Raw genomic sequence first — 24,207 nt, 5'->3', positions numbered from 1 at the left:
ACTACTAATGCTATTGAAAGCCTGAATGCAACTTACCGGAAGCTAAACCGCCAAAGAAGCGTATTTCCTAGTGATAGCGCACTTCTGAAAGCCCTGTATTTATCTACTTTTGAGGCAACCAAGAAATGGAATATGCCACTTAGGAACTGGGGACAGGTCTACGGTGAACTCAGTATCATGTATGAAGGACGGCTACCTGAATAATCATTTATTCATACGTATTTTTTACAGGCGAAATATCCGCCTGCTATTGACATGTATCAGCATGTGATGTTATATATAAAACAAGGTCTGAAAGCTTATCGCTAAGCCTTCAGACCGGCTATTATCATAGAAGATCAGCATTTACAGACTTTTCTTCACACACTCGCATTTCCTGCTAACAATTATAAAGATAAATGGAGGTGGATGGAATCCACCCTAAAATTAGGCACTTACATTTAATCAGATAAATAATTATGAAATGTTAATTGATATAGATCTAATTTGAGGAATCGGTTGTAACATAAACATTTCCCATTGAGGCTTTTGCTTTCACCATCGCTCCTCCACCATTCATTACGCGCTGCTCTTTTGCTTGCATAAATCCTTTTGTTTCTATGGTACATCGGGCATCTTGGGGTAGTAAAATATTTATGTCACCCGTAGTGATTTTCGCATTGACTTCTTTCGTATTGCTCAGCTCTGTCAATTTTATATCCACCATTCCGGTGGTGACAGTAAAATTGGAATTTCCAAGAATCCCTATATTCTGAGAAGAATGGATACTTCCAACACCACAATTCACATCGAAGGCTGCCTTTATATTTTGCAGATCAATATCACCGGTATTGGTACTAATACGTATGTCTTGTAAATTTGCGGGTACCTCAACGGTATAGTCAATAACAAGCTCGGTTGTCGATCGGTATTTTTGAGCTTTTAATTTGAAAAGATCCTTTTTTTGATTTTTTTCATCGACTGCTTTAAGACGAATTTTGTTTCCTTTTTTTGAAATGTTTAATTGAGCTCTATTTGCCAATTCCTCTGCCAATTCTTTTGTTGTGGCTTTGACATTGGCGTCCATGCTCACTTTCAAATGGCCCCCATCGGAAGGCTTGAGGATAATACTTCCAATTTGATTTTTTATTTCTAGTACCGTTAAATTATCCACATTTTCTTCCCGTATTTTGTTTGTAAGAGCACCTTCATTTTTTTGAATCTGAGAAATTTCTCCTGATGTAATATGGCTGCAGGCTGCAAGCCCTATTATGAAAAACGGTATTAAAAAAATACATACGATTGCTTTAATTTTTATGTTCATGTTCCTTCTCCACAAGTTATTCTATATAGATATAATGTTACCAAATTACCCCTTTTTATGTCAATATATATTTGTCTGGAGTTTCCTCAGATTTATCCTGTAATATGCATAGAACTTGCTCCAATTGATTTCAGCTAAAAGAAATAGGCCGACACAAAATATTGTCATTTTGTGCCGACCTTTTCTAATATCATGCATTAATTATCAAATTCATGTAAGTGTATTTGCTTCGCTTATTATTAGATATGTCAAGAGACGATTTTTTTTATACTTAATTCTTCAATCCTTCTATAAAGAAACGTTGTAGACCAGATAGCACTTATTTCCTTGTGCGACCTTGATTATGGAGTTGATAATCTGCACTATCTCATAATTTTAAGTTTTCTCAAGTCGCTTACCTTAAAATAAAATTTACCTTTAACAGATTTATAACTAATTTCATTACTATTATATACAACCCCTTCATCAAGATCAGTTGGGACATCTTCTATATAATAATCTTTAGAGCTATATGAGGATTCTCCACAAACTATGTTAATAGTGGATTCAAGTTTTAAAATGGTTACATCAAAGCTGCTAAGAGCTTTTTGTGAAATCCACCCACTATTATCTTCTAATACTGTTACGCCTACAGTAATACCAGAATCTGTATTAAGCTTCTCATCGAATCCAGAGCCTTCCACCGTACAAATTGTTAGTTCTGTATAACCAACTTTTTTAGGAATTATATTAAGAATGTTTTCTTTACTAGATGAGCCCCATTTAGTATCAATTAAGTTAGGATTTTTAATCATAACAGCCAATGATTCATCGGATTTAGGATTTTTTAAAGATACCTTAAGCGTTTGAAATTCATCTAATGTGCAAGTAATACTCTTCTTATTAGTAATAATGCGATTTTTTACAGTGATTGTGCATGTGAATTTTTTGTTATTGCTGCCGGAGCCGATGGTAGCTGTTATAGCGGCAGTTCCTTCCTTTTTAGCTTTTACCTTGCCTTCTGATGTAACAGACGCTACTTTGGGATTGTCAGATTTCCACATTATAAAATTGGAATACCCATCAATTTTCAAGGAATACTGCGCACCTATGTAAAGAGTCAAATTGGTCTTATTAATAGAATACTTTGATGCAGCATCAATTGTCTGTGCTGGCCCTGCTATTGTAACTGTTATAACTAGAGCCAGAAATAATGATAAAAACTTTTTCATGATAATTCCTCCTATGTAAAAACTACCTTAATTATGCCTTGTTATGTAAATTTTGTCAATATTAAAGTACACATGTTTGCTATCCATGATGCGATTTTCTAACTCCATGCCAAATACCAAACTGGCTTTTAACAGTAGAAAGATGGAAAAATAATGGAAACATCTCCCCTCACGAATGAGGGGCAGGAGTGTGTTCAATGTCTGCTTTTAATAGCTTTAGCTGTTATATAATTAGAAGATAATGTAAAAAATGATTTTAAGAGTTATAATGAACTTATCCAGGTTTTTAATGCACTATATAATAAGGGGGGGATAATATGATTAAAGCTTTTTTGGTAGAAGATGAAAAAATTATCCGAGAAGGAATACACCGGATGATACCATGGTCTGAATATGGTTATGAGCTTGTTGGGGAAGCAAAAGATGGAGAAATTGCATTGCCGCTGATAAGAAAGACGGAGCCTGATGTACTAATTACTGATATTAAAATGCCATTTATGGATGGTATTGAATTAAGTAAATTAGTGAAGAGAGAGCTGCCTGCAACTAAGATAGTAATGATCAGCGGATATGATGATTTTGAATTTGCACAGCAGGCAATATCAGTGGGAGTTGAACGGTATCTTTTAAAACCAATAAGCCGTAATAGTTTAATTGAAGTTTTGGAAGATATTCATGTGAAATATGATACAGAAAATGCTCAAAAGAATTATTATGAAAAATTTAGAAATGAGATACAGCAATATGAACAGCATTCCAGAAGAGATTTTTTTGAAACTTTAATTTCAGGCCATGTTAATCTTCATAAAGTATATGAAAAGGCTGCAAAATTACAAATTGACATTGTAGCACAATGCTATAGTATTATTTTGTTTTCCATGAACTCGGCTGAAAGAAATCAGGGCTTTTATGACGGTTATTCTGAAGATATGGCCGAGCTGCAAAATCACCTGGATGAGTTATTTTATAACAGACCGGATTATATTCTCTTTCGTAACCAGATTTTTAGTTATGCTGTTCTTGTAAAGGGTGAAGGTGATAAGATTGCGCAGCAGACGGAGGAATGCGTACATATCCTGCAGCGGTTTTTTCATGAAGGAGGCGGGCATATTGACTGGTTTATCTGTACGGGAAAAACAGTTGACAGGCTTAGCTTACTGCCGGAGTGCTACCAGGAAGCAATGCATGCATTTGCTTCCAGATATCTTAATAAATTCCGCTATGGGGCTAATGGAGAAAATTATCAGGAAACAGGTAAAAGTTCTGAAGGCTTAGAACTTAAGAATATTGATGTAAGTGTTATTAATCCGGAGGTTATTCTAAATTTTTTAAGCAATGCCTTACTGGATGAAGTGAATGATTTTACTGCTAATTATGTAAAAATGGCAGGGGAAGAGGCATTAAAATCGAGAATCTTCCGTCAGTATATTCTCTTGAATTTTCATTTCAGTGCAGTAAGTTTTATACAAAAATTAGGATATTCCAAGGAAGAATATGATCCATTCATTCCATCCATTTGTTCGGATGCAATTGTTTCAATTAAAGAGGTAGAAGATATCATGGAGAAAATCCTTGAAAAGGGAATCAGGCTTCGGGACGAGAGTACCAAAAGCAGGTATAAGCGTGTTTTGGAATCAGCCATTACTTATATTAACAAAAATTACACAGATGATAAGATTTCCCTTAACAAAGCGGCTTATGCGGCAAATGTCAGTGCGAATCATTTCAGTGCCTTATTCAGCCAGGAAATGAATAAAACCTTCATTGAGTATTTGACGGAACTGCGAATGAACAAAGCAAAGCAGCTTCTTCGATGTACGGATAAACGTTCTGGTGAGATTGCGTTAGAGGTAGGTTATAAGGATTCTCATTATTTCAGCTTTTTGTTCAAAAAGACGCAGGGATGTACGCCAAGTGATTATCGGAATAAAAAGGAGGGGTATACATGGGATTGCAAAGGAGCAGAGTTGCCCCGGTAAGCCTGAGCAAAAAATTAAAACGAATTATTCTGAATATGCTTTTCCCTCTTGCATTCTGGGTATTACTGGCTCTACTGTTTCTTGGGTATTATGAGATGCAGTATGTACAGATAACACGTAATGTAAGTTTAAGCAGCAAGTTCAGCATGGATTTTAAAGAAACAATCGACCTTAAAATGTATTATTATACAGTTGGAAGTAAGCAGCAGACGACCCTGCCCATATCAGATGTAGAAGATGCGATAAAACTTGCGGACTCTTTAAGGCAGACGACCTATCGAAAGGAAAGTACCAGGACTCTTCAAAACATTCTGGAGTATTGTGATAATCTTGAAAAAAAGATGTATATGATAAAAAATACGAAGGATTATGACAGCAGACAGGTACAGCTGGAAAATAATATTTATGTCCTGACAAAACTGATTCAGGGCAAGATAATTGATTATATTTATTATGAAGCAGGGTATATGGCTTCTCTTGAAAAAAAGATGGCTAATAATATCAGGATGGTAATACTCCTGGCGGTATTATTCGTTTGCGGAACAATACTCTTTTTATTGCATTACGGGCTTAGATTCTCGAAGAGTGTCACCGTACCAATAGGTGAATTATGTAAGAACATTAATCTTGTTGGAGGCGGAGAATTTACATTGCCTCAGATAAATTCGGATTATGTTGAAATTGCTCAGCTTAATTCGGGAATTCAAAAAATGTCTAAGCAGATAAGTCAATTACTTAAGAGTGCAAAAGAAGAGGAAGAACTGCAGCATAAAACGCAGCTGCAGCTGCTTCAGGCTCAAATAAATCCACATTTTTTATATAATACCCTGGATACGATTGTATGGCTCGTTGAGTCCGGACAATATGAAGAAGCCGTCAATATGCTTACAAATCTATCTGTCTTTTTCAGAACAATGCTGTCAAAGGGTAATGATATTATTACGTTAGGCGAAGAGATTATGCATACAAACAGCTATCTTGATATTCAGAAAGTCCGGTATCAGGATATTTTAGAATACAGTATTGATATACCGGAAGAGCTAAAAGGAGTAAAGGTACCCAAACTGACCATACAGCCCCTTGCTGAAAATGCATTGTATCATGGGGTAAAGGAAAAAAGAGGAATGAGTAAGATTAGTATTACCGGAGAGGTAAAAGGAGAGGACATACTCCTGACTGTTACAGATAATGGTATCGGTATGCAGCCGGATAAGCTTGAAGCTATTAAAAATGCTCTTTTACACTCCGAACGTATAGGGTTTGGATTGAGTGCCGTCCATGAAAGAGTTAAACTTTATTATGGTGATTCCTATGGCATTACCATAAATTCGGAATATGGTAAGGGGACGACTGTTCAAGTTAGAGTACCTGAAAAAATTGAACATTTATCATAAAAAAATGATATAAAATAAGGCATAAAAAAAGTGGAGAAATTATTGAACTTAATCCATAAGAATCTTAATGGATGTTTTAATAAATATATTTATAATAATGTTTAGAAATAAAAAATAAGTAATGGGAGGATTTACAATGAAAAAAAGAATGATTGCTGCGTTGATGGTATTCTGCATGATATTAACCTTTACAGCATGCGGCTCCAACTCAAAAGATGTAAATGCAGGGAGCACGCCGGATGCCAAAGCACCCACAGACACTTCCAAAAGTAAGGATTTGATTACTGTCGGTTTTTCTCAGGTGGGAGCGGAATCCGACTGGCGTACCGCAAATACGGAGTCAATGAAGTCAACCTTTAGTGAGGCAAATGGTTATGAACTTATATTTGATGACGCACAACAGAAACAGGAAAACCAGATCGCAGCTATTAGAAACTTTATTCAGCAGGAAGTGGATTACATAGTACTTGCACCTGTAACAGAAACCGGCTGGGACACGGTATTGCAGGAGGCAAAGGATGCAGGAATTCCGGTAATCATTGTTGACCGTATGGTAAATGTATCGGATGATAGTCTGTATACGGCATGGGTCGGCTCTAACTTTGAGCTGGAAGGCAAGAAAGCCGCAGCGTGGCTGGATGCCTATTTAAAAGCTGCTGGAAAGGATAAGGATGAAGTTAATATCGTTGATATCCAGGGAACTATTGGCGCTTCTGCTCAGATTGGACGTACCAAAGGCCTTGAGGATGCAGTAAAACAGCATAGCAGCTGGAAACTTCTTGCAAAAACAACTGGTGAATTTACCCAGGCAAAGGGACAAGAGGTTATGGAATCCTTACTGAAACAATATGGAGACAAAATTGATGTAGTTTATTGTGAAAACGACAATGAAGCCTTCGGGGCAATTGATGCTATTGAGGCAGCAGGCTATAAGGTAGGAGTAGATGGTGATATGATCGTAATGTCCTTTGACAGTACCAATGCCGGACTGAGTGATACCCTGAATGGAAAGATAACACTTAATACCGAATGTAATCCGCTTCATGGGCCAAGAGTAGAAGAAATTATCAAGGATCTTCAAAGCGGCAAAACAGTTGATAAACAAAAGTATGTAGAGGAAGGTATCTTTTCATTTGAAAATTCTGTACCATCAATTAAGATTGATGGAGTTGATTATCCTGTGACTCAGGTAACCAAGGATTTAGCAGCTCAGCGAGCCTATTAAGTTAAAGGATGCCTGTAGGATAAAAATGTGTGGTGGCACGATATAGTATATTCGGTTGGATGGACTATATCGTGCTATTTTCATAAGAAATTATAGAGAAAGCTCATCTGAAAGAAGGCAGTTGACGTAATTATTTTAATTAGTTATGTCCATAAGAAGGCAGGTGCTTAAAAATGGATCAAAATGTAGTATTGAAAATAGATAATCTCAGTAAGTCCTTCCCCGGTGTGAAGGCCTTATCAAATGTGAATTTTTGTTTACGCAAGGGTGAAATCCATGCATTAATGGGAGAAAATGGTGCCGGCAAATCAACCTTGATTAAGGTACTTACCGGAGTACATGAATTAGAGTCCGGAGAAATACATATTGATGGAATTAACAAAGCAATTATAAATCATTCTCCTCAGGAAGCACAGGGGAATGGGATTAGTACGGTATACCAGGAAGTGAATTTATGTCCTAATCTGACTGTGGCAGAAAATCTATTCATCGGACGAGAGCCCAGAAAGGCTGGAATGATTGACTGGAAGACGATGAATCAAAGGTCGGAGGTATTACTTAAGAAATTAAAGATTGATGTTTCTTCGGCACAAATGTTAGAAGAATGTTCCATAGCTATTCAGCAGATGATTGCAATAGCACGTGCTATAGACATGAAATGTAAAGTATTAATTCTTGATGAACCGACTTCTTCTCTTGATGAAGACGAAGTAGAGAAGTTATTTGATTTGATGAGGCATTTACGTGGCGAAGGTGTAGGAATCATATTTGTAACACATTTTCTTGAACAGGTCTATGCCATTTGTGACCGGATAACCGTTTTAAGAAATGGTGAGTTAGTAGGTGAATATGTTACTGAGAAATTACCTCGCATACAATTGGTAGCGAAAATGATGGGGAAAGATATTGATGACCTTGCAGATATTAAGAGTGAACAAAAAAAATTTACAGAAGAAGAATCCCTTATTGTGGCAGACGGTTTAGGTCATGCGGGTTCAATAAAACCGTTTCATTTAGAAATAAATAAGGGAGAAGTAATCGGTTTAACCGGGCTTTTAGGATCCGGGCGTTCAGAGCTTGTACGAGTCATATATGGAGCAGATAAGCCGGATAGCGGTAAGCTGATTTTCAAAGGAAAAGAAGTGAAAATTAATACGCCTTTGGATGCTATGAAGCTCGGAATGAGTTACCTGCCGGAAGACCGTAAAAAAGAAGGTATCATTCCGGATTTATCCGTACGTGAAAATATTATTATTGCCTTACAGGCCAAAAGAGGAATGTTTAAGCCGATGAGTAAAAAAGAGATGGAAGAAGCGGCAGATAAATACATTGATTTATTAAATATCAAAACAGCCGGCAGGGAAACGCCTGTCAAAAGTTTGTCAGGAGGCAATCAGCAAAAGGTAATAATAGGAAGATGGCTTCTAACTAATCCGGAATATTTAATATTGGACGAACCAACCCGCGGTATTGATATTGGTACAAAAACAGAAATTCAAAAATTAGTGCTTGAATTGGCGGAGGAAGGAAAAGCAGTTTCCTTTATATCTTCTGAAGTTGAGGAAATGCTTCGTACCTGTTCCAGAATGGTTGTACTCAGGGATGGAAAAAAAATCGGTGAAATTAGTGGAGACCAGCTGACACAGGAGACAATCATGAAGACAATAGCCGGAGGAGAGGACAGATGAATATTACCTGTAAAAATTTTAAATCAGGCTTCAGGAAGCTATCAGGGCGTCGTTTGTTTATGCCATTTATCTGCTTAGTCCTGGTTTTATTGGTTAATGTGATAAAAACACCGGATTTTTTTGAGATATCCATAAAGAATGGGGTTTTATACGGTTATTTAATTGATATTATCAACCGTGCTTCTGAGCTGGTCATTCTTGCAATTGGTATGACCCTTGTTACGGCAGCTTCCGGAGGGCAGGATATCAGTGTGGGAGCAGTTATGGCTGTGGCTGCAGCTGTTTGCTGCCAGATCCTTTCCGGAGGGAAAGTTACGACAAACACATTCGATAATCCTTTGCTACTGGCAATTTTGATAGCATTGGCAGTAGCTTTGTTATGCGGTGCTTTTAACGGTTTTTTGGTATCCAGGCTGCATATTCAGCCGATGGTCGCAACCTTGATTTTATATACAGCAGGCAGAGGAATAGCACAGCTGATAACGAAAGGACAGATTACTTATATACGGGTAGACAGCTATAAAACAATGGGAGGTTATATTGGCAGCTGTCCGGTTCCAACTCCCATATTTTTTGCGGTTATCATGGTAAGCATTGTATATCTGATACTGAAAAAGACAGCTTTGGGATTATATATTGAAAGTGTAGGTGTGAATGGCAGGGCATCCAGACTGGTTGGGCTGAATTCAACAAAGATTAAATTCCTTACCTATATCATTTGCAGTGTCCTGGCAGGAGTTGCAGGAATTGTTGCTTCCAGCCGTATCTATTCTGCAGATGCTAATAATATCGGCTTGAATATGGAGATGGATGCCATATTGGCAGTTGCCTTGGGCGGTAATATCTTAAGTGGCGGTAAGTTCAGCTTAATGGGCTCGGTTATTGGAGCGTACACCATACAGGCTTTAACTACGACACTATATGCTATGAATGTATCGGCAGACCAGCTTCCGGTATATAAGGCTATTGTAGTTATTATCATTGTTGTACTTCAAAGCAGCACATTTAAGAAACAGCTTGCAGGCTTAAAAATAAGGAAAGCATCTAAAGCGATAGAAGGTGGGCAGTAGAGATGATGAATAAAATAAAGGGAAAGACAAAGCTTAACAGTAACTCATTTTTGCTTATGGTTACGGTTCTTATGTTTCTGTTAATGTACATAGCCGGAATGATTATTTATCAGGATAAGGGATTTGCAAAGCCTCAGATGTTTCTGAACCTGTTTATATCAAATGCAGGGCTTTTAGTAATTGGCTGCGGTATGACGGTGGTTATGATTACCGGAGGTATTGATATTTCAGTTGGTTCCGTCACTGCTTTGGTTTGTATGGCAGCAGCGTACTCGATGGAAAATAAAGGACTTAGTGTATATACGGCAGTAGCAGCTTCAATTGGTATCGGAATAGTATATGGTATTGTTCAGGGGTATCTTGTTGCCTATTTAGATATTCAACCATTTATTGTGACACTGGCGGGTATGTTTTTCGCACGTGGAATGACGGCTGTCATTAGTACGGAAATGATATCGATTAAAAATGAATTGTTTCTCAAATGGGCAAATTATAAGCTGTATTTACCTTTTGGAACAGTGAATAAGAAAGGAATATACCAGCCTGCCTATATTTATCCTACGGTAATCATAGCACTTGCTGCAGTTATTTTAATTACCATTATGCTAAAATATACAAAATTCGGACGGAGATTGTATGCAATAGGAGGAAGTCAGCAGAGCGCTCTAATGATGGGGCTTAATGTAAAAAAGACCAAATTTGAGGCATATATATTAAATGGTTTTTTAGCCGGACTGGGAGGTTTTTTATTCTGCCTGAACAGCGGGGCCGGTTTTGTTGAGCAGGCAAAGGGAATGGAGATGGATGCCATATCGGCAGCTGTCATCGGCGGTACTCTTTTAAGCGGAGGAGTAGGAACGGCAGTAGGAACTTTATTTGGCGTTTTAATCAAAGGAACAATAACCAGCCTGATTACCACCCAGGGAACGTTATCCAGCTGGTGGGTGAGAATAGCATTATCGACCTTGCTGTGTTTCTTTATTGTATTGCAGTCAATTATTTCATTTTCAAAAAAGAAAAGGAAAAAGAAGACAGGTTCATGATATCAGAGAAAAAATTTCAAATAGGGGGGAGTCTTCGGCATGGGAGACTTCCCTCAAAATATAGTAGGAATCCTTCACTTGATTTTGTTCGGTTCTGCGTATATACTGAGATAAAGATATCTTATGGAGGACTATAAATGCTTGATTATATATCCGTACAGCAGGCAGCAATTAAATGGGGGATTTCAGAACGCAGAATTCAGAAGCTCTGCGAAGAAAACAGAATAGATGGTGCTGTTCGCTTCGGTCATGCATGGGCGATACCAAAGGATGCTGAAAAGCCAGTTGATAAGCGAAAAAGGAAGATGGACGATGAGAAATAGAATTTTACTTTTAGAAGATGATATTAGTTTAGTGGATGGGTTGAAATATTCGTTAAATCGTAATGGATTTGATGTTGAACTTGTCCGTACGGTAGAAGAAGCTATGAGCCATCTGCCTGAGATTGGTGCATATGACTTACTGATTCTTGATGTAACATTGCCGGATGGGACAGGCTTTGAAGTTTGTGAAAAAGTTAGGAAACAGGGAAAACAGATACCTATTATATTTTTGACCGCTTCTGATGAAGAGGTTAATGTTATCAGGGGATTAGACAGCGGCGGTGATGATTATGTAACAAAGCCGTTTAAGTTAGGAGAATTGTGTTCCCGGATTCGTGCTTTACTGCGTCGAACCGGCATATCAAATCAAAACAATAACACGGTTATTGAGTATGGTGATGTTTCAATTGATCTTTTAGGAAGCCGTGTTCTGTTGAGAGGAAAAACACTGGATTTAACAAGTGCAGAATATCGTCTAATTTGCTTGCTGGTAAGAAATGTTAATCGGGTAACAACACGCAATAGTATTTTAAATGAGCTGTGGGACAGTACAGGCGACTTCGTAGACGACAATACGCTTTCCGTTTATGTACGGCGGCTTCGTGAAAAAATTGAAGTTGATCCATCTCACCCTGAGCATTTAATAACGGTTCGTGGATTTGGATATCAATGGAACGAGGTATCTGTATGAACCTTGTTCGAGATAAACAGATAAGATATTTTGGTATCTTTCTTTTTTCCTTCGCTTTGCTGCTTTTTCTTTTCGGCATGGGATTGAATGCAGTGCAGGAAAAGGCCATGCAAAATTTATTCCTATCACATGATAGGGCAATTGTGACTTCTCTTATAGAGCAGGGCGTTTCCAAAGCTGTGATTGCCAAAGCAGTTATGAATACTGTCAGCAGTCCGGAGGGAACAGTTTTGCTTGCTAATATTGGTGTAACAGAACATACTGCGATAAGATTTCTTCCTTTTATAGCTGAGTTTCAGCAGGTATCAAGTTATTCCCTGCTGCTTGCAGGGGCATTCTTAACGATATTGCTTTTTATTGGGACATTTATTTTCTTATGGAAAAGGGAGCAGCTTTATCTCCAGGCGGCAAAAGTAATTACCTGTTTTACTGAGGGGGATTTTTCTTGCCACATGCCCCAAATGAATGAGGGAACCATTTATCGTCTCTTTGCTTCTGTAGACCAGCTTGCTACAATACTGCAATCAAAAAACGAAGCTGGGCATAAAGCAAAAGAGTTTTTGAAAAATACGATTTCAGATATATCACATCAGCTGAAAACACCCCTTGCTGCACTTGCCATGTATCACGAAATCATTTCCGATGAACCGGATAATATTGAAACTGTGACAGAGTATTCTGAAAAGACAGGCTTGGCGCTGAATCGGATGGAACAGCTTATTCAAGCCATGCTGAAAATTACCCGTTTAGACGCAGGCAGTATTGTCTTTGAAAAGGAAAGCTGCCGTATAGCAGAGTTAATTTATCAAGCAATCAGCGAGCTGACAACACGGGCAGACAGTGAGGGAAAAGAAATTATAATAGACGAATCACCGGAAGAAGCAGTCCTTTGTGATAAGCAGTGGACAAGCGAAGCAATTGGAAATATTGTAAAAAACGCTTTGGATCATACGGACTCCGGAGGAAAAATCCATATTTCCTGGAACCGAACCCCTGCAATGATCCGCATATTGATATCTGATAATGGCAAGGGAATTTCCCCGGAGGATTTGCATCATATCTTCAAGCGTTTTTACCGCAGTAAAAAATCTATGGATATGCAGGGAGTGGGTCTCGGCCTGTCACTGACAAAATCCATTGTAGAGGGGCAAGGCGGTATCATTTCTGTTCAAAGCACCTGGCATGAGGGAACTGTTTTTACGCTTTCCTTCCTTACGGAAATGTAAGCTGTTATTCACCCGATTGTAAGGTGTACCTGTTATTCTTAGCGGGAAAGGAGGTACTTGAATGGAAATTTTAAAAGTGCAGCATTTATCTAAAACTTACGGAAAAGGTGAAAATCAGGTCAACGCCTTAAAAAATGTTTCTTTTATATTGGAACAGGGAGAATTCGCAGCAGTAGTCGGTGAATCCGGTTCAGGTAAAAGTACACTGCTAAATTGTATCGGAGCCTTGGATACCCCCACCGCTGGAAGCATCTATATGGACGGGAAAGATCTGTTTTCCATGAAAGAGGAACAGCGTACCATTTTCAGGCGGCGTAATATTGGCTTTGTATTTCAGTCCTTCCAGTTAGTTTCTGAATTGACTGTTGAGCAAAATATCATGTTTCCGATTCTTCTTGATTACCGTAAGCCGGAGCAATCGGCAGTGAATGAGATTTTAGAAGTCTTAGGGCTGAAAGAACGCCGTCATCACTTGCCAAGCCAATTATCCGGAGGACAGCAGCAGCGTGTTGCAATCGGACGGGCACTTATCACAAGACCGAAATTGATACTTGCCGATGAGCCGACCGGAAACCTTGACAGTAAAAACAGTCAGGATGTAATCGATTTACTGGTTAAGGCATCACGCCACTATCAACAGACGATTCTAATGATTACACATAATAATAATCTGACTGCCTCGGTAGATCGTGTATTGCGCGTTTCGGATGGTGTGCTGACAGATTTGGGAGGGAAAGAGAATGAAAAGTTATCTTGATCTTGTTCCCATCTCAGCCAAAGTACATAAAAGGCAAAACAGAATGTCCGTATTTTGCATTGTTTTAGCCGTGTTCTTGGTAACCGCTATTTTCGGCATGGCCGATATGTTTATACGCAGTCAGATTATGCAGGCACGTATGGAGGATGGTAATTGGCATACAGCGTTTAGAAACATAAGCGAAGAGCAGGCAAAACTGATTTCGGCACGCCCCGAGGTAACCGCTTCTTCATGGTATGGCATTCTTAATTATAGAGGGAATCAGGACTATACTTTATCCGGTAAGAATGTGGCCATTATGGGAAGTGATAAAGACTGGATTACCAAAATGCAGACCAAAGCCATTCAGGACGGAGCGTTTCCTCAAAAAGACAATGAGGCCCTGGTAACTGAAAACGCAAAGACGATGCTCGGGTTACAAATCGGAGATCAGATTTCAATAGATACGCCTGGTGGAACAAGTCTTGAATTTGAAATATCCGGATTTCTACAAGATTTTTCCAAGACAATGGAAGAGGATTCTTACGCAGTTGGCTTGACAACCAAGGAATTTCGTTCTATATTTCCCGAAGTTTCAAACGGTGAACCAGCGGATTATAATAGCATCTTTTACGTGCAGTTTTCCACTCATTGTAATATACAGAATACAATCAGTGACATAAAGTCTCAGCTTGGACTTTCGGATAAACAGGTTTCGGAAAATACAAAGCTGCTCGGCTTACTTGGCCAAAGCGGTAATTCTTTTATGCTGCAAATATATAGTTCGGCTGCTGTTCTATTTATACTGGTTTTACTGGCTGGCATTATGATGATTGCAAGCAGCCTGAACAGCAATGTCGCACAGCGTACTGAATTTTTTGGTATGATGCGCTGCATTGGTGCAACTCCAAAGCAAGTTATGCGATTCGTCCGAAAGGAAGCCCTTGGCTGGTGTAAATTTGCGATTCCGTTAGGTGTTTCAACGGGAATTGTTGTAATCTGGGTCTTGTGCGCTATGCTGCGTTATCTTAGTCCGGAATACTTTATAGGGATGCCTGCCTTTGGAATAAGTCTGCCAAGTATCATGGCCGGTATCTGCGTGGGTATTCTGACCGTTCTCCTTGCCGCTCGTTCCCCGGCAAAAAAAGCAGCCGGAGTCTCGCCGTTAGCAGCCGTATCAGGAAATGCAAATTCTTTACAGCCTGTGCGCAAAGCCGCTAATACTACATTATTTAAAATAGATACCGCCCTTGGTTTTCATCATGCAAAAGCAAGCAGGAAGAATTTTATTTTGATGGTAGGTTCTTTTTCACTGAGTATCATACTTTTTCTTTCGTTTTCGGTCACGATTGATTTTATGCACCATGCGCTTACACCTTTGAAGCCGTGGACACCGGATTTATCCATTATCAGCACTGACAATACCTGTTCTATCAGCGGCACCTTGTTACAAAAAATTCAAGAAAATCCGGCGGTCAAACGGGCATACGGTCGAAGGTTCGCATATGACGTGCCAGTCACGGTAAATGGGGAAGAAAAAAAGATTGATTTGATTTCTTATGAGGAAAACCAATTCAAGTGGGCAAAGGACTATTTGCTGGAGGGCTCATTGGACACGGTTCAAAACGTGAACAACACTGGACTGATAGTTTTTGAACAGCAGAATAACACAAAAGTTGGTGATACTGTCACCCTGCACACAGAAAATAATTCAGCTGATATAAAAATTGTCGGTTCGCTTTCTTCAACCCCTTTTAACAACGCCCCTGACGTCGGAATGATTATCTGTTCTGAAAATACCTTCCGGCAGCTGACCGGCCAAAGGGATTATACGATTATCGATTTGCAGTTGTCTAAGAAGGCAACAGAAAACGACATTGATAAAATTCATAGATTAGCTGGTACAAAGGTTACCTTTTCTGATAAACGCGCGGGCAATCGCAGTGTAATCGGCTCTTACTACTCCTTTGGATTGTTTATCTATGGGTTTATGGCTCTGATTGCGCTTATTACAATATTCAACATAGTAAACAGCATTGCAATGAGCGTTACGGCTCGTATGAAACAATATGGTGCATTTCGTGCCATCGGCTTAAGTAATCGGCAGCTGATAAAAATGATCATTGCTGAGGCTTCAACTTATGCAATCACAGGAAGTGTTTGCGGCGGTATTATCGGATTAATACTGAACAAGTTTTTGTATGCAAGTCTTGTAACCTTTCACTGGGGCGAACAATGGAATATTCCATTCGCAGAAATTGCCATCATAATAGCAATCGTATTTTTGTCTGTTATCTTAGCCGTACGAGGCCCGGTAAAACGAATTCGCGATATGTCAATTGTAGATACCATCAGTGCACAATAATAATAAATACTTTCTAAATGGCTCCGTTTAATGGGGCCATTTTCAGTTTACGGAAATGTAAGCCTAAATTCAAATGAATTAGCAGACTACAAAAAAATATGGTAATATTTTATAGAATATTCTTATCAGTTGTTTTCCAATTTTAACCGATTAATTATATAGGGATGTATGATGAAAATGTTAACGTTTGCTTTAGCAGCAGAAAATTTATTGCGGAGAAGGCTTTACGGAATCGGATTACAAAGGGTTAAGGTGGTTAAAATGGCGGATGGATCAAAATATGTAGTAAAAGATTTGTATAAGTGTTTTATTAAATCAAAGGGCTACCTGAATAATACGGACAAATGGTCGATATCAGAAGACAATAAATATAAAATGACATTTACATTTAAATAGGGAGGAATAACCAGATTATGCGTAAGCTCATAATAAGTTCGATACTTATACTTGGCATGTTGTTTCTTTGTTCTTGTTCATTGGGAAATTCAAGAACAGAAATGCTTAACAAAGATAGTGATGAAACAAAAGCACAAGCGCGTTTCGAGGAGGTAATTGAAGCCATTAAAAATAACGACAAAGATGCTTGGAAGACAATATTTTCAAAACAAGCTGTAGATGATGCGGATGATTTTAATGGTGGAGCTGATCAGTTAGCCGGATTTATACAAGGGGAAATTAATTCATGGGAAAAACTAGATGGACCTACAGTGTTTGAATCAAATGATTATGGACATGTAAAGAAAGAAGTCAGTTCATATTATTATGTAAACACTGATAAACAAAAATACTTCTTTTTGTTACGAGATTACCCGGTTGACACAGATCATCCTGATAATGTTGGCCTTTATATGCTCCTGGTTGTAAAAGCAGAAGACGAAAAAAATATATATGACGGCGACCAAAAGATATTATATGACGGTAAAGAAAAGATATCACATGCTGGAATCTATATACCGATAAAATAACAGGACATGTAAAAATTAATCAATAGGCTCCCGGTCAAAGGGCGGAAAGCCAGGATGCAATCGCAGCGATTAAGGACAAAGATAGAGAATCATTAAAATCATTGTTTTCAAAAAAAGCCTTAGACGAAGCCAAATATAATATGTTAAATTAGAAAGAGAGGGATTCAAATGCGATTATCTGGAAAAACATGCATCATTACGGGGGCAAGCCAGGGCCAGGGCAAGGCGGCAGCTCTATTATTCGCAAAGGAAGGTGCTAAACTGGTCCTCAGTGGACGTCGGGCTGAGACCTTGGAAAAGGTTCGGGAAGAAATTATATTGCAGGGTGGTACAGCCGTTTGCTTTGTCGCTGACAGCTCGGTTGAAGAGCAGGTCAGGGAATTAGTCAGGTTTTGTGCTGATACATATGGAAGGCTGGATATCATGTACAACAATGGCGGCTCGTGTACGTTTGGCCCCATTCACACGGTAAGTACGGAAGACTTTGAATATTGCATGAAAAATGAACTCTACAACGTGTTCTTTGGTTGTAAATATGCGGTCTTACAGATGCTTGAGCAAAATCCCCAAGGAGGAACCATTATCAATACTGCTTCTGTCATGGGGCAAAGAGCCTTTTCGGGCAGTCTCTCCCACGCCACTGCCAAAGCGGGAGTGCTTGCCATCACCCGATCTGTGGCCCGCGACTATGGACGGCAAGGCATCCGTTGTAATGCTTTATCTCCAGGTTTTATAGTGACCGAGGGAACGGAAGAAAACACCAAAAATGAAAAACTTGTAGATTTTTATAAAAAAACACAGGTCATCGACCAGCTTGGTATGCCGGAAGACGCGGCCTCTGCCGCACTTTGGCTGGCCAGTGACGAAGCCCGTTTTGTTCATGGAGCTACAATCGTGGTGGACGGCGGGACCGAGGCTACTGTTCTCGGAGGAATTGACGGTTATTAACAAGCTGACAATACTTTTAAAACTGGAAAAAATGTTCCTTGTTTTCGGGGAGTTATAGCAGCTGTTTAAGCTGTAGCGATACTCCATCAGGGTCGTAAACATAAAAATAGCGGCTATTGGTATCGGGCGTACGGATATCGGAAGCATTAAGTCCTTGTGAGATTGCAAGGTTGTGCATCTCTTCCAGCTTATCGGTCAAAAAACAGATAAAAAATCCTTTTCCCTCAAAGGTTTGCATTTGCGGTGCTGACACAAGTTCAATTTCTGTTTCTCCTGCCTTATTGGAAAGAAATGCAAGTTCCGCAGGTCCGTCTTGGAAACGGCGGACAACCTTCAGTTCTGCCATGGTTTCATAAAACGCAATCGATTTTTCGAGATCCCGGACCATAATTGTGAATTGCTTAAAAAACATAGTAATCCTCCTTTTGTTTGTTGAAGGTAATGTGCTTAGTTATTTTATTTCAATTTATTATACCCATCAGATGCGTGAATAACAAGACAGTACCTTTTGTAGTAATGTGGATTAAAGTTTATATCCAACAAAATGGGGATGCCCCCACTTTGTTTCAATTTAGATTTTTCCCTCCAAAATAAGTTCATGGCCTCGCTTTAAGATGCGTATAAACTCAAGAGAGTCACGCTCTCCGAGCGCTCTGAATATTTTTTCATGCTGGTCTATTGCTTTCTGATAAACTCCTGTGATATGCACCCGTCCATTATCGGTAAGTATCACAGAAACTTTTCTCATGTCTTTGGCATCGCTCCCTCGAACAATATATTTCTTTTTTTCAAGGTTTTTCAAAATATTCGCAATCCGCCCGGAAGAAAGGCCTAGATTCTCTGCCAGTTCACCGGCAAATACGTTATTTTTTTTATTATAATGCATCCAAAGTAAAACGCCGTCTTCACCCTTGTTAATCGGCTCAACTGCACTAAAAAAATCCTTTGAATGTGAAAAGTTAATTATACAGATTTCTTCTTCTGCGAGTTTTCTGTAATCCATATAAATACCTCCTTCCAAAAAACCTTTCGGTAGAAGTTACTATACGACAAACCATGATTTTTGTCAATGAATGATATTAACAAGCGGCTTTGAGAGTACTTTCTTGAAGCGTGGAAAGCTGTATCTTGCTTATACCTCTTCTTAATGTTACATCATATCATCATTATCAGTAATCCGATTACCCTTATGAACAATGCGCAGACCCAAGCAATTACACATTGTCCGATTACAATACCGGTTGCCCATTTACCACCAAGTTCTCTCTTAATTGAGGCGATTGCCGCGACACAGGGTGTATAGAGCAGACAAAATACCAGCAGTGCTGCCACAGAAAGAGGTGTAAGGGCTGACAACAGACTTTCTGTACTGCCGAATAGCACGGAAAGAGTAGATACAACGCTTTCTTTTGCAATAAATCCGGCAACCAGAGATGTCACTATACGCCAGTCACCAAAGCCGAGGGGGCTAAAGATTGGTGCTATGTATCCGGCAATCACAGCAAGGACGCTATCTTTAGATTCCGTGACAATGTTCAGACGGAAATCGAAGGTTTGCAGAAACCATACTATAATCGTTGCAATGAAAATAACGGTAAAAGCTCTTTGCAAGAAGTCCTTTGCCTTATCCCACAGAAGATAAACAACATTTTTTGCACCCGGCATACGGTAATTCGGCAATTCCATTACAAAAGGCACGGCCTCTCCCTTGAATAGTGTATCTTTGGACAGCAGGGCAACGAGGATACCTGCAATAATCCCGAAAAAGTAGAGTCCAGCCATGATTAAACCGCTGTATTTCGGAAAAAAAGCGGCTGTAAAAAATCCGTATATTGGCAGCTTCGCCGTACAGCTCATGAAAGGTGTAAGCATAATGGTCATTTTGCGGTCACGCTCGGAAGGAAGAGTACGGCTTGCCATTACGCCCGGTACGGTGCAGCCGAATCCAATCAGCATCGGTACAATACTTCTGCCGGAAAGACCGATTTTTCTTAGCAGTTTATCCATTACGAACGCAACGCGTGCCATATAGCCGGTATCTTCCAAGATAGAGAGGAAAAAAAACAAGGTAACAATGATTGGAACAAAGCTCAGAACGCTGCCAACTCCGTTAAAGATACCGTTTATGATGAGTGAATGCAGGACCTCGTTGACTTTAACTGCCGTAAGAGCCGAATCAATAACTCCGGTCAGCCATGCTATTCCCGATTCCAGCAAGCCTTGTAAAAATGCACCGATTACATTAAATGTCAGCAGGAATACAAGCATCATGATTCCGATAAAGGCTGGAATGGCGGTGAATTTACCGGTGAGAAATTGATCAATTTTTTTGCTTCTTTTATGTTCTTTGCTCTCCTTTGGTTTTACAACCGACTTATCACACAGTGCCTTAATAAAAGAGAATCGCATGTCCGCAATAGCCGCCGCGCGGTCGAGTCCTCTTTCCTCTTCCATCTGAATGATAATATGTTCCAGTGTCTCTTTCTCATTTTTTGACAGTCTCAAAGCATTAAGAACAATACTGTCGCCCTCTATCAGTTTACTTGCGGCAAACCGTATAGGTAATTTGGCAGCCTTGGCATGGTCTTCAATCAGATGCATGATGCTATGTAAGGCTCTGTGAACCGAACCGCCGTTTTTTTCCTTGTCACAAAAATCATTTCTGCCTGGCCGCTCCTGATATTTTGCAATGTGAAGTGCGTGATTAACGAGTTCATCTACACCCTCATTTTTGGCTGCTGAAATGGGAACTACAGGAATTCCGAGCGCTTCCTCCATTTCATTAATATTTATAGTACCGCCGTTGCCCCGCACTTCGTCCATCATATTTAACGCAAGAACAATTGGAACGTTAAGCTCCATTAACTGCAACGTAAGGTACAGATTGCGTTCGATATTGGTCGCATCGACAATATTAATGATGCCTGTTGGATTTTTGTCTAAAATAAATTGTCTCGACACAATTTCTTCACTACTATACGGAGAAAGAGAGTATATCCCAGGCAAGTCGGTCACAAGTGTTTCTGAATGGCTTTTCAGTGGTCCGCTTTTCTGATCGACTGTAACGCCAGGAAAATTGCCGACATGCTGATTTGAACCGGTTAATTGATTGAACAAAGTTGTTTTACCGCAGTTCTGATTACCGGCCAGTGCAAAGGTAAGCTTTGTGCCTTTAGGCAATGGGTTCTCATCCGCTTTTGTATGGTATTTTCCGCTTTCTCCCAAGCCGGGATGCTTCCGTTTGCTTTCATGCAGCGTTGTTTCATTTTTCAATGTCTGATTTTTGCCGGATGAAAAGGAGACAACGGCAACTTCTATTTTTTCGGCATCGGCAAGGCGCAGTGTCAATTCATATCCATGGATTAACAACTGCATTGGATCACCCATCGGTGCATATTTCATCAGCATTACTTCTGCTCCAGGAATCACACCCATATCTAAAAAATGCTGCCTAAGTGCGCCTACGCCGCCAACTGAGGTTATGACCGCCGTTTTTCCGAGTTCCAGATCTTTTAGTGTCATAAATTTTTTAGGTCCTTTCTAAAATACTCTTACTAAAAGGTATCTACAGTTTTGTATTGATATATTATCTTTCAGTAGAAGTTAGTAATCGCTAATTATATTATGCCAACAATAACTATTTGTCAAGTGATTTTTAATGGAATCATCTAGCGGAATATAATGGCAGCTAAAACAAGTTGTGTCTTGACAAAGATATTTACTCAATGATATAATATTCAACGTTGAGTAATGGAGGTGAAAAAGATTGACAAGGCTACTTGTACTTGGAATATTGGAGGTTCAGCCCATGTCCGGCTATGATATTCAGCAGGCATTGCAGCTGACAGACGCAGAGCGTTGGGGGGGTGTATTGATTGGCTCCATCTATCATGCATTGAAAAAAATGGAACAGGAGGGCTATGTTGCAGTTACAAGCATAGAACAGACAGGACACCGTCAAAAAGCGGTTTACGCAATTACGGATGCGGGGAAAATCTATCTCCAGACGCTGATTAAGGATGCATTAAAAACCTCATCCGTGATTTATCCTTCAACCCTGTATTCCGGCCTGTCTTTTTATAATAAGCTATCGGCAGAGGAATGCCGGACAGCTCTTAAGCAGCAGCGCAGCGTTCTAATAGATGAATATAATGCCGTAAAGCAGGGACTGGAAGCCAAAGATGAGGCCATGCAGCATAACATTCCCCCAATGGTAATGCTTATAATGGATAACATGTTTTCCATTATAAAGCAGCAGCAGGATTTTATTGATAAGGCTTTGGCACTTTTAGATACTGAAAATTAGAATTTCTCCCTCCTATAAGAGGGAGAAAAAATAATCCTAATACTCAACGTTGAATAAACAACATTAAACAACAGGAGGTTAAAATAGTGAATTTAATTGAAGCAAAAGGAATACGCAAGCAATTCCATAGCCACGAGGTTGTAAAAGGAATTGATATGGAAATTCAGCAGGGTGAAATTCTTGCTATGATTGGAACTAATGGAGCCGGAAAGTCGACCACATTGGCAATGCTGTTGGGAATCCTGCAGCCGGACTCCGGGAAAATCACACGTTGGAGAGAGGATTACCGGGCACATGTAGGGGTTCAGCTTCAGTCCACACCCTTTTTTGAAGGGTATACGGCCGAAGAAAATTTGCAGCTGTTTGCTGCCCTTTATCACGTAAAGCTTGATAAAAAGCAGATATACAAAAAACTGGAAGACTGCAATTTGCAGGAGGCCAAAAAAACCCCTGCATCGCGTCTGTCCGGCGGACAACAGAAAAGACTTGCTATTGCCGTAACTACCATACACAATCCGGATTTAATCGTACTTGACGAACCGGCGGCAGGGCTTGACCCCCGTGCCCGCCACGATATAAAAAAAATGATTCAGCAGCTGGCGGAAAATAAGACGACCGTGCTTTTTTCATCCCATGATATGGAGGAAGTATCCCATATAGCAGACCGCATCATTTTAATGCACAATGGGCAAATTGTTACGCAAGGCCGGCCGGATAGTCTTTTACAGCAGTATGATGCGGAAAATCTTGACGATCTATATCTAAAATTAACCGATAACATATAATCGAAGACGTAAAGGCTGAAAGAAAATATAATAAAAGAAAGGATGCCACACTTAGATTCTTTCAGCCTGCGAAGCTAGTTTCGCATTTTTATATTGTGGCTGTACCGCAGGCATACCTGCGGTATTAATGGAGTTAAAAATGAAAACAATATTCAGCCTTACCTTCAAATCTGCAAGCCGGGATCCCTTTTTACTGTTATGGTCGCTTTTACTGCCAATCGGAGGCTCGATTGGCTTGGGAGTATTTATAAGATCCCCGGAATATCCACAGCACATATTAACCGGCATGATGGCCGCCAGCATTTTATTCTATGCATTTATGACTACCTCCTTTGCTATATTGACACAACGCCGGAGGGGCGTATATAATCTGCTGCGGGTGACACCGATGTCCCTTTGGAAATATGTGTGTAGTATATCAGGTGCTTGGACTTTGATTTCTTTAATATGTGCGATACTGATATTACTGTCAGGAATAATTGTATTAAAATTGAATATTTCCATACCTGCCTTTTTAGCCTTGATTCCCATCCTTATCCTGGCAGCTCTCAGCTATGTTTTCTTCAGCTTTTTTATTGCCAGTCTGAGCCGGACGGAGAATAATATAAGTATACTGACAAATATCATTACCATGCCCCTGTTATTTAGCAGCAGTGCGTTTTATTCCTTGAAAAGTGCGCCGGAATTTATTCAAATAATCAGCCGGTTTAATCCCTTTCAGTGGTTTGTCAACGGATTGCGCAGTGCTTTTGACTTAACCTGGGCCAGTTACTTGACCAATATGGGACTTTTATTACTTATGGTAATTGCAGCACTGATAGTAGCATTGAAAACCTTTCGATATGCTGATGTTTAAGGAAACGTGTCAATAAAAGGAATGGAATGGCTGTGAGATTAACTGCCTGTTGATTTATATTCACTTGACCGGTTATTGAAAGGCTGCAGGGAT

Annotated in this window: 23 protein-coding genes; 18 read left to right on the top strand and 5 right to left on the bottom strand. The window is 39.6% G+C overall.

What is annotated here, in order from left to right; genetic code table 11:
- On the top strand, window positions 1–204 hold a 204-nt coding region (locus BUB77_RS03450), incomplete at its 5' end, for a transposase (protein ID WP_139241091.1).
- 277 nt (window positions 205–481) lie between these two features.
- On the opposite strand, the gene BUB77_RS03445 is transcribed toward BUB77_RS03450, so the two are convergent.
- A complete protein-coding gene (locus BUB77_RS03445) occupies window positions 482–1,303 on the bottom strand; it encodes a DUF4097 family beta strand repeat-containing protein (protein WP_073272887.1) in 822 nt (273 codons plus the stop codon).
- Between the two features lie 362 nt (window positions 1,304–1,665).
- Window positions 1,666–2,514, bottom strand: coding sequence for an Ig-like domain-containing protein (locus BUB77_RS03440; protein ID WP_073272885.1), 849 nt, complete (start codon window positions 2,512–2,514; stop codon window positions 1,666–1,668).
- 317 nt (window positions 2,515–2,831) lie between these two features.
- Here BUB77_RS03440 and BUB77_RS03435 point away from each other — a divergent pair, with 317 nt between their 5' ends.
- The 14 genes from BUB77_RS03435 (at window position 2,832) to BUB77_RS03370 (ending at window position 18,167) form a co-directional block, all read left to right on the top strand.
- Complete coding sequence (locus BUB77_RS03435) at window positions 2,832–4,493, top strand: response regulator (RefSeq protein ID WP_073272883.1); 1,662 nt, start codon at window positions 2,832–2,834, stop codon at window positions 4,491–4,493.
- A complete protein-coding gene (locus BUB77_RS03430) occupies window positions 4,460–5,887 on the top strand; it encodes a sensor histidine kinase (RefSeq protein ID WP_073272881.1) in 1,428 nt (475 codons plus the stop codon). Before BUB77_RS03435 ends, BUB77_RS03430 begins: the two co-directional genes overlap by 34 nt.
- A gap of 136 nt (window positions 5,888–6,023) precedes the next feature.
- Window positions 6,024–7,112 carry an ABC transporter substrate-binding protein gene (locus tag BUB77_RS03425; protein WP_073272879.1) on the top strand — a complete coding sequence of 363 codons (1,089 nt, stop codon included), beginning with the start codon at window positions 6,024–6,026 and terminating at the stop codon, window positions 7,110–7,112.
- A 173-nt stretch (window positions 7,113–7,285) separates the two neighbouring features.
- Entirely contained in the window at window positions 7,286–8,800 is a 1,515-nt protein-coding gene (locus BUB77_RS03420) for a sugar ABC transporter ATP-binding protein (RefSeq protein WP_073272877.1), read from the top strand.
- Window positions 8,797–9,870, top strand: a complete 1,074-nt coding sequence (locus tag BUB77_RS03415; RefSeq protein WP_073272876.1) for an ABC transporter permease — start codon at window positions 8,797–8,799, stop codon at window positions 9,868–9,870. The genes BUB77_RS03420 and BUB77_RS03415 overlap by 4 nt, the downstream gene beginning before the upstream one ends.
- 2 nt (window positions 9,871–9,872) lie before the next feature.
- Window positions 9,873–10,913: an ABC transporter permease subunit gene (locus BUB77_RS03410; RefSeq protein ID WP_170866569.1), complete on the top strand. Its 1,041-nt coding sequence runs from the start codon at window positions 9,873–9,875 to the stop codon at window positions 10,911–10,913.
- Window positions 10,914–11,050: 137 nt separating this feature from the next.
- On the top strand, window positions 11,051–11,236 hold the full coding sequence (locus tag BUB77_RS03405; RefSeq protein ID WP_073272875.1) for a MerR family transcriptional regulator: 186 nt from the start codon (window positions 11,051–11,053) through the stop codon (window positions 11,234–11,236).
- A complete protein-coding gene (locus BUB77_RS03400; RefSeq protein ID WP_073272873.1) occupies window positions 11,226–11,927 on the top strand; it encodes a response regulator transcription factor in 702 nt (233 codons plus the stop codon). Before BUB77_RS03405 ends, BUB77_RS03400 begins: the two co-directional genes overlap by 11 nt.
- Window positions 11,924–13,153, top strand: coding sequence for a sensor histidine kinase (locus BUB77_RS03395; RefSeq protein ID WP_073272871.1), 1,230 nt, complete (start codon window positions 11,924–11,926; stop codon window positions 13,151–13,153). Before BUB77_RS03400 ends, BUB77_RS03395 begins: the two co-directional genes overlap by 4 nt.
- A gap of 61 nt (window positions 13,154–13,214) precedes the next feature.
- Window positions 13,215–13,910 (top strand): ABC transporter ATP-binding protein, encoded by a 696-nt coding sequence (locus tag BUB77_RS03390; protein ID WP_073272869.1) that lies wholly within the window; start codon window positions 13,215–13,217, stop codon window positions 13,908–13,910.
- Entirely contained in the window at window positions 13,894–16,254 is a 2,361-nt protein-coding gene (locus BUB77_RS03385) for an ABC transporter permease (RefSeq protein WP_073272867.1), read from the top strand. The genes BUB77_RS03390 and BUB77_RS03385 overlap by 17 nt, the downstream gene beginning before the upstream one ends.
- A 177-nt stretch (window positions 16,255–16,431) precedes the next feature.
- Complete coding sequence (locus BUB77_RS03380) at window positions 16,432–16,650, top strand: hypothetical protein (protein ID WP_139241090.1); 219 nt, start codon at window positions 16,432–16,434, stop codon at window positions 16,648–16,650.
- A gap of 17 nt (window positions 16,651–16,667) precedes the next feature.
- Window positions 16,668–17,219 (top strand): DUF5104 domain-containing protein, encoded by a 552-nt coding sequence (locus tag BUB77_RS03375; RefSeq protein ID WP_073272864.1) that lies wholly within the window; start codon window positions 16,668–16,670, stop codon window positions 17,217–17,219.
- A 168-nt stretch (window positions 17,220–17,387) separates the two neighbouring features.
- Complete coding sequence (locus BUB77_RS03370) at window positions 17,388–18,167, top strand: SDR family NAD(P)-dependent oxidoreductase (protein ID WP_073272863.1); 780 nt, start codon at window positions 17,388–17,390, stop codon at window positions 18,165–18,167.
- A 52-nt stretch (window positions 18,168–18,219) separates the two neighbouring features.
- On the opposite strand, the gene BUB77_RS03365 is transcribed toward BUB77_RS03370, so the two are convergent.
- The 3 genes from BUB77_RS03365 to feoB all read right to left on the bottom strand — a co-directional run bounded on the left by BUB77_RS03365 (window position 18,220) and on the right by feoB (window position 21,689).
- The gene (locus BUB77_RS03365) at window positions 18,220–18,579 is read right to left on the bottom strand and encodes a VOC family protein (RefSeq protein ID WP_073272861.1); all 360 of its coding nucleotides are present in this window, start codon (window positions 18,577–18,579) and stop codon (window positions 18,220–18,222) included.
- 159 nt (window positions 18,580–18,738) lie between these two features.
- Window positions 18,739–19,170: a MarR family winged helix-turn-helix transcriptional regulator gene (locus tag BUB77_RS03360; RefSeq protein ID WP_073272859.1), complete on the bottom strand. Its 432-nt coding sequence runs from the start codon at window positions 19,168–19,170 to the stop codon at window positions 18,739–18,741.
- A 152-nt stretch (window positions 19,171–19,322) separates the two neighbouring features.
- On the bottom strand, window positions 19,323–21,689 hold the full coding sequence (feoB, locus tag BUB77_RS03355) for a ferrous iron transport protein B (RefSeq protein ID WP_073272857.1): 2,367 nt from the start codon (window positions 21,687–21,689) through the stop codon (window positions 19,323–19,325).
- 244 nt (window positions 21,690–21,933) lie between these two features.
- On the opposite strand from feoB, the gene BUB77_RS03350 reads away from it, so the two are divergent.
- From BUB77_RS03350 to BUB77_RS03340, 3 genes are all read left to right on the top strand, one after another.
- Window positions 21,934–22,473 (top strand): PadR family transcriptional regulator, encoded by a 540-nt coding sequence (locus tag BUB77_RS03350; RefSeq protein ID WP_073272855.1) that lies wholly within the window; start codon window positions 21,934–21,936, stop codon window positions 22,471–22,473.
- A gap of 86 nt (window positions 22,474–22,559) precedes the next feature.
- On the top strand, window positions 22,560–23,258 hold the full coding sequence (locus tag BUB77_RS03345; protein ID WP_073272853.1) for an ABC transporter ATP-binding protein: 699 nt from the start codon (window positions 22,560–22,562) through the stop codon (window positions 23,256–23,258).
- A gap of 139 nt (window positions 23,259–23,397) precedes the next feature.
- Entirely contained in the window at window positions 23,398–24,114 is a 717-nt protein-coding gene (locus BUB77_RS03340) for an ABC transporter permease (protein WP_073272852.1), read from the top strand.
- Window positions 24,115–24,207: the final 93 nt, after the last annotated feature.

Source organism: Anaerocolumna jejuensis DSM 15929 (assembly GCF_900142215.1).
GTDB classification, from domain to species: domain Bacteria; phylum Bacillota; class Clostridia; order Lachnospirales; family Lachnospiraceae; genus Anaerocolumna; species Anaerocolumna jejuensis.
Note: the sequence above shows the minus strand (reverse complement) of the source record. Positions and strands in the feature narration are given on the sequence as shown.

Excerpts from the sequence above, each read along its gene's own strand:
- BUB77_RS03445 (WP_073272887.1), bottom strand. The coding sequence starts at position 1,303 with ATGAACATAAAAATTAAAGCAATCGTATGTATTTTTTTAATACCGTTT.
- BUB77_RS03440 (WP_073272885.1), bottom strand. The coding sequence starts at position 2,514 with ATGAAAAAGTTTTTATCATTATTTCTGGCTCTAGTTATAACAGTTACA.
- BUB77_RS03435 (WP_073272883.1), top strand. The coding sequence starts at position 2,832 with ATGATTAAAGCTTTTTTGGTAGAAGATGAAAAAATTATCCGAGAAGGA.
- BUB77_RS03430 (WP_073272881.1), top strand. The coding sequence starts at position 4,460 with ATGGGATTGCAAAGGAGCAGAGTTGCCCCGGTAAGCCTGAGCAAAAAA.
- BUB77_RS03425 (WP_073272879.1), top strand. The coding sequence starts at position 6,024 with ATGAAAAAAAGAATGATTGCTGCGTTGATGGTATTCTGCATGATATTA.
- BUB77_RS03420 (WP_073272877.1), top strand. The coding sequence starts at position 7,286 with ATGGATCAAAATGTAGTATTGAAAATAGATAATCTCAGTAAGTCCTTC.
- BUB77_RS03415 (WP_073272876.1), top strand. The coding sequence starts at position 8,797 with ATGAATATTACCTGTAAAAATTTTAAATCAGGCTTCAGGAAGCTATCA.
- BUB77_RS03410 (WP_170866569.1), top strand. The coding sequence starts at position 9,873 with ATGATGAATAAAATAAAGGGAAAGACAAAGCTTAACAGTAACTCATTT.
- BUB77_RS03405 (WP_073272875.1), top strand. The coding sequence starts at position 11,051 with ATGCTTGATTATATATCCGTACAGCAGGCAGCAATTAAATGGGGGATT.
- BUB77_RS03400 (WP_073272873.1), top strand. The coding sequence starts at position 11,226 with ATGAGAAATAGAATTTTACTTTTAGAAGATGATATTAGTTTAGTGGAT.
- BUB77_RS03395 (WP_073272871.1), top strand. The coding sequence starts at position 11,924 with ATGAACCTTGTTCGAGATAAACAGATAAGATATTTTGGTATCTTTCTT.
- BUB77_RS03390 (WP_073272869.1), top strand. The coding sequence starts at position 13,215 with ATGGAAATTTTAAAAGTGCAGCATTTATCTAAAACTTACGGAAAAGGT.
- BUB77_RS03385 (WP_073272867.1), top strand. The coding sequence starts at position 13,894 with ATGAAAAGTTATCTTGATCTTGTTCCCATCTCAGCCAAAGTACATAAA.
- BUB77_RS03380 (WP_139241090.1), top strand. The coding sequence starts at position 16,432 with ATGTTAACGTTTGCTTTAGCAGCAGAAAATTTATTGCGGAGAAGGCTT.
- BUB77_RS03375 (WP_073272864.1), top strand. The coding sequence starts at position 16,668 with ATGCGTAAGCTCATAATAAGTTCGATACTTATACTTGGCATGTTGTTT.
- BUB77_RS03370 (WP_073272863.1), top strand. The coding sequence starts at position 17,388 with ATGCGATTATCTGGAAAAACATGCATCATTACGGGGGCAAGCCAGGGC.
- BUB77_RS03365 (WP_073272861.1), bottom strand. The coding sequence starts at position 18,579 with ATGTTTTTTAAGCAATTCACAATTATGGTCCGGGATCTCGAAAAATCG.
- BUB77_RS03360 (WP_073272859.1), bottom strand. The coding sequence starts at position 19,170 with ATGGATTACAGAAAACTCGCAGAAGAAGAAATCTGTATAATTAACTTT.
- feoB (WP_073272857.1), bottom strand. The coding sequence starts at position 21,689 with ATGACACTAAAAGATCTGGAACTCGGAAAAACGGCGGTCATAACCTCA.
- BUB77_RS03340 (WP_073272852.1), top strand. The coding sequence starts at position 23,398 with ATGAAAACAATATTCAGCCTTACCTTCAAATCTGCAAGCCGGGATCCC.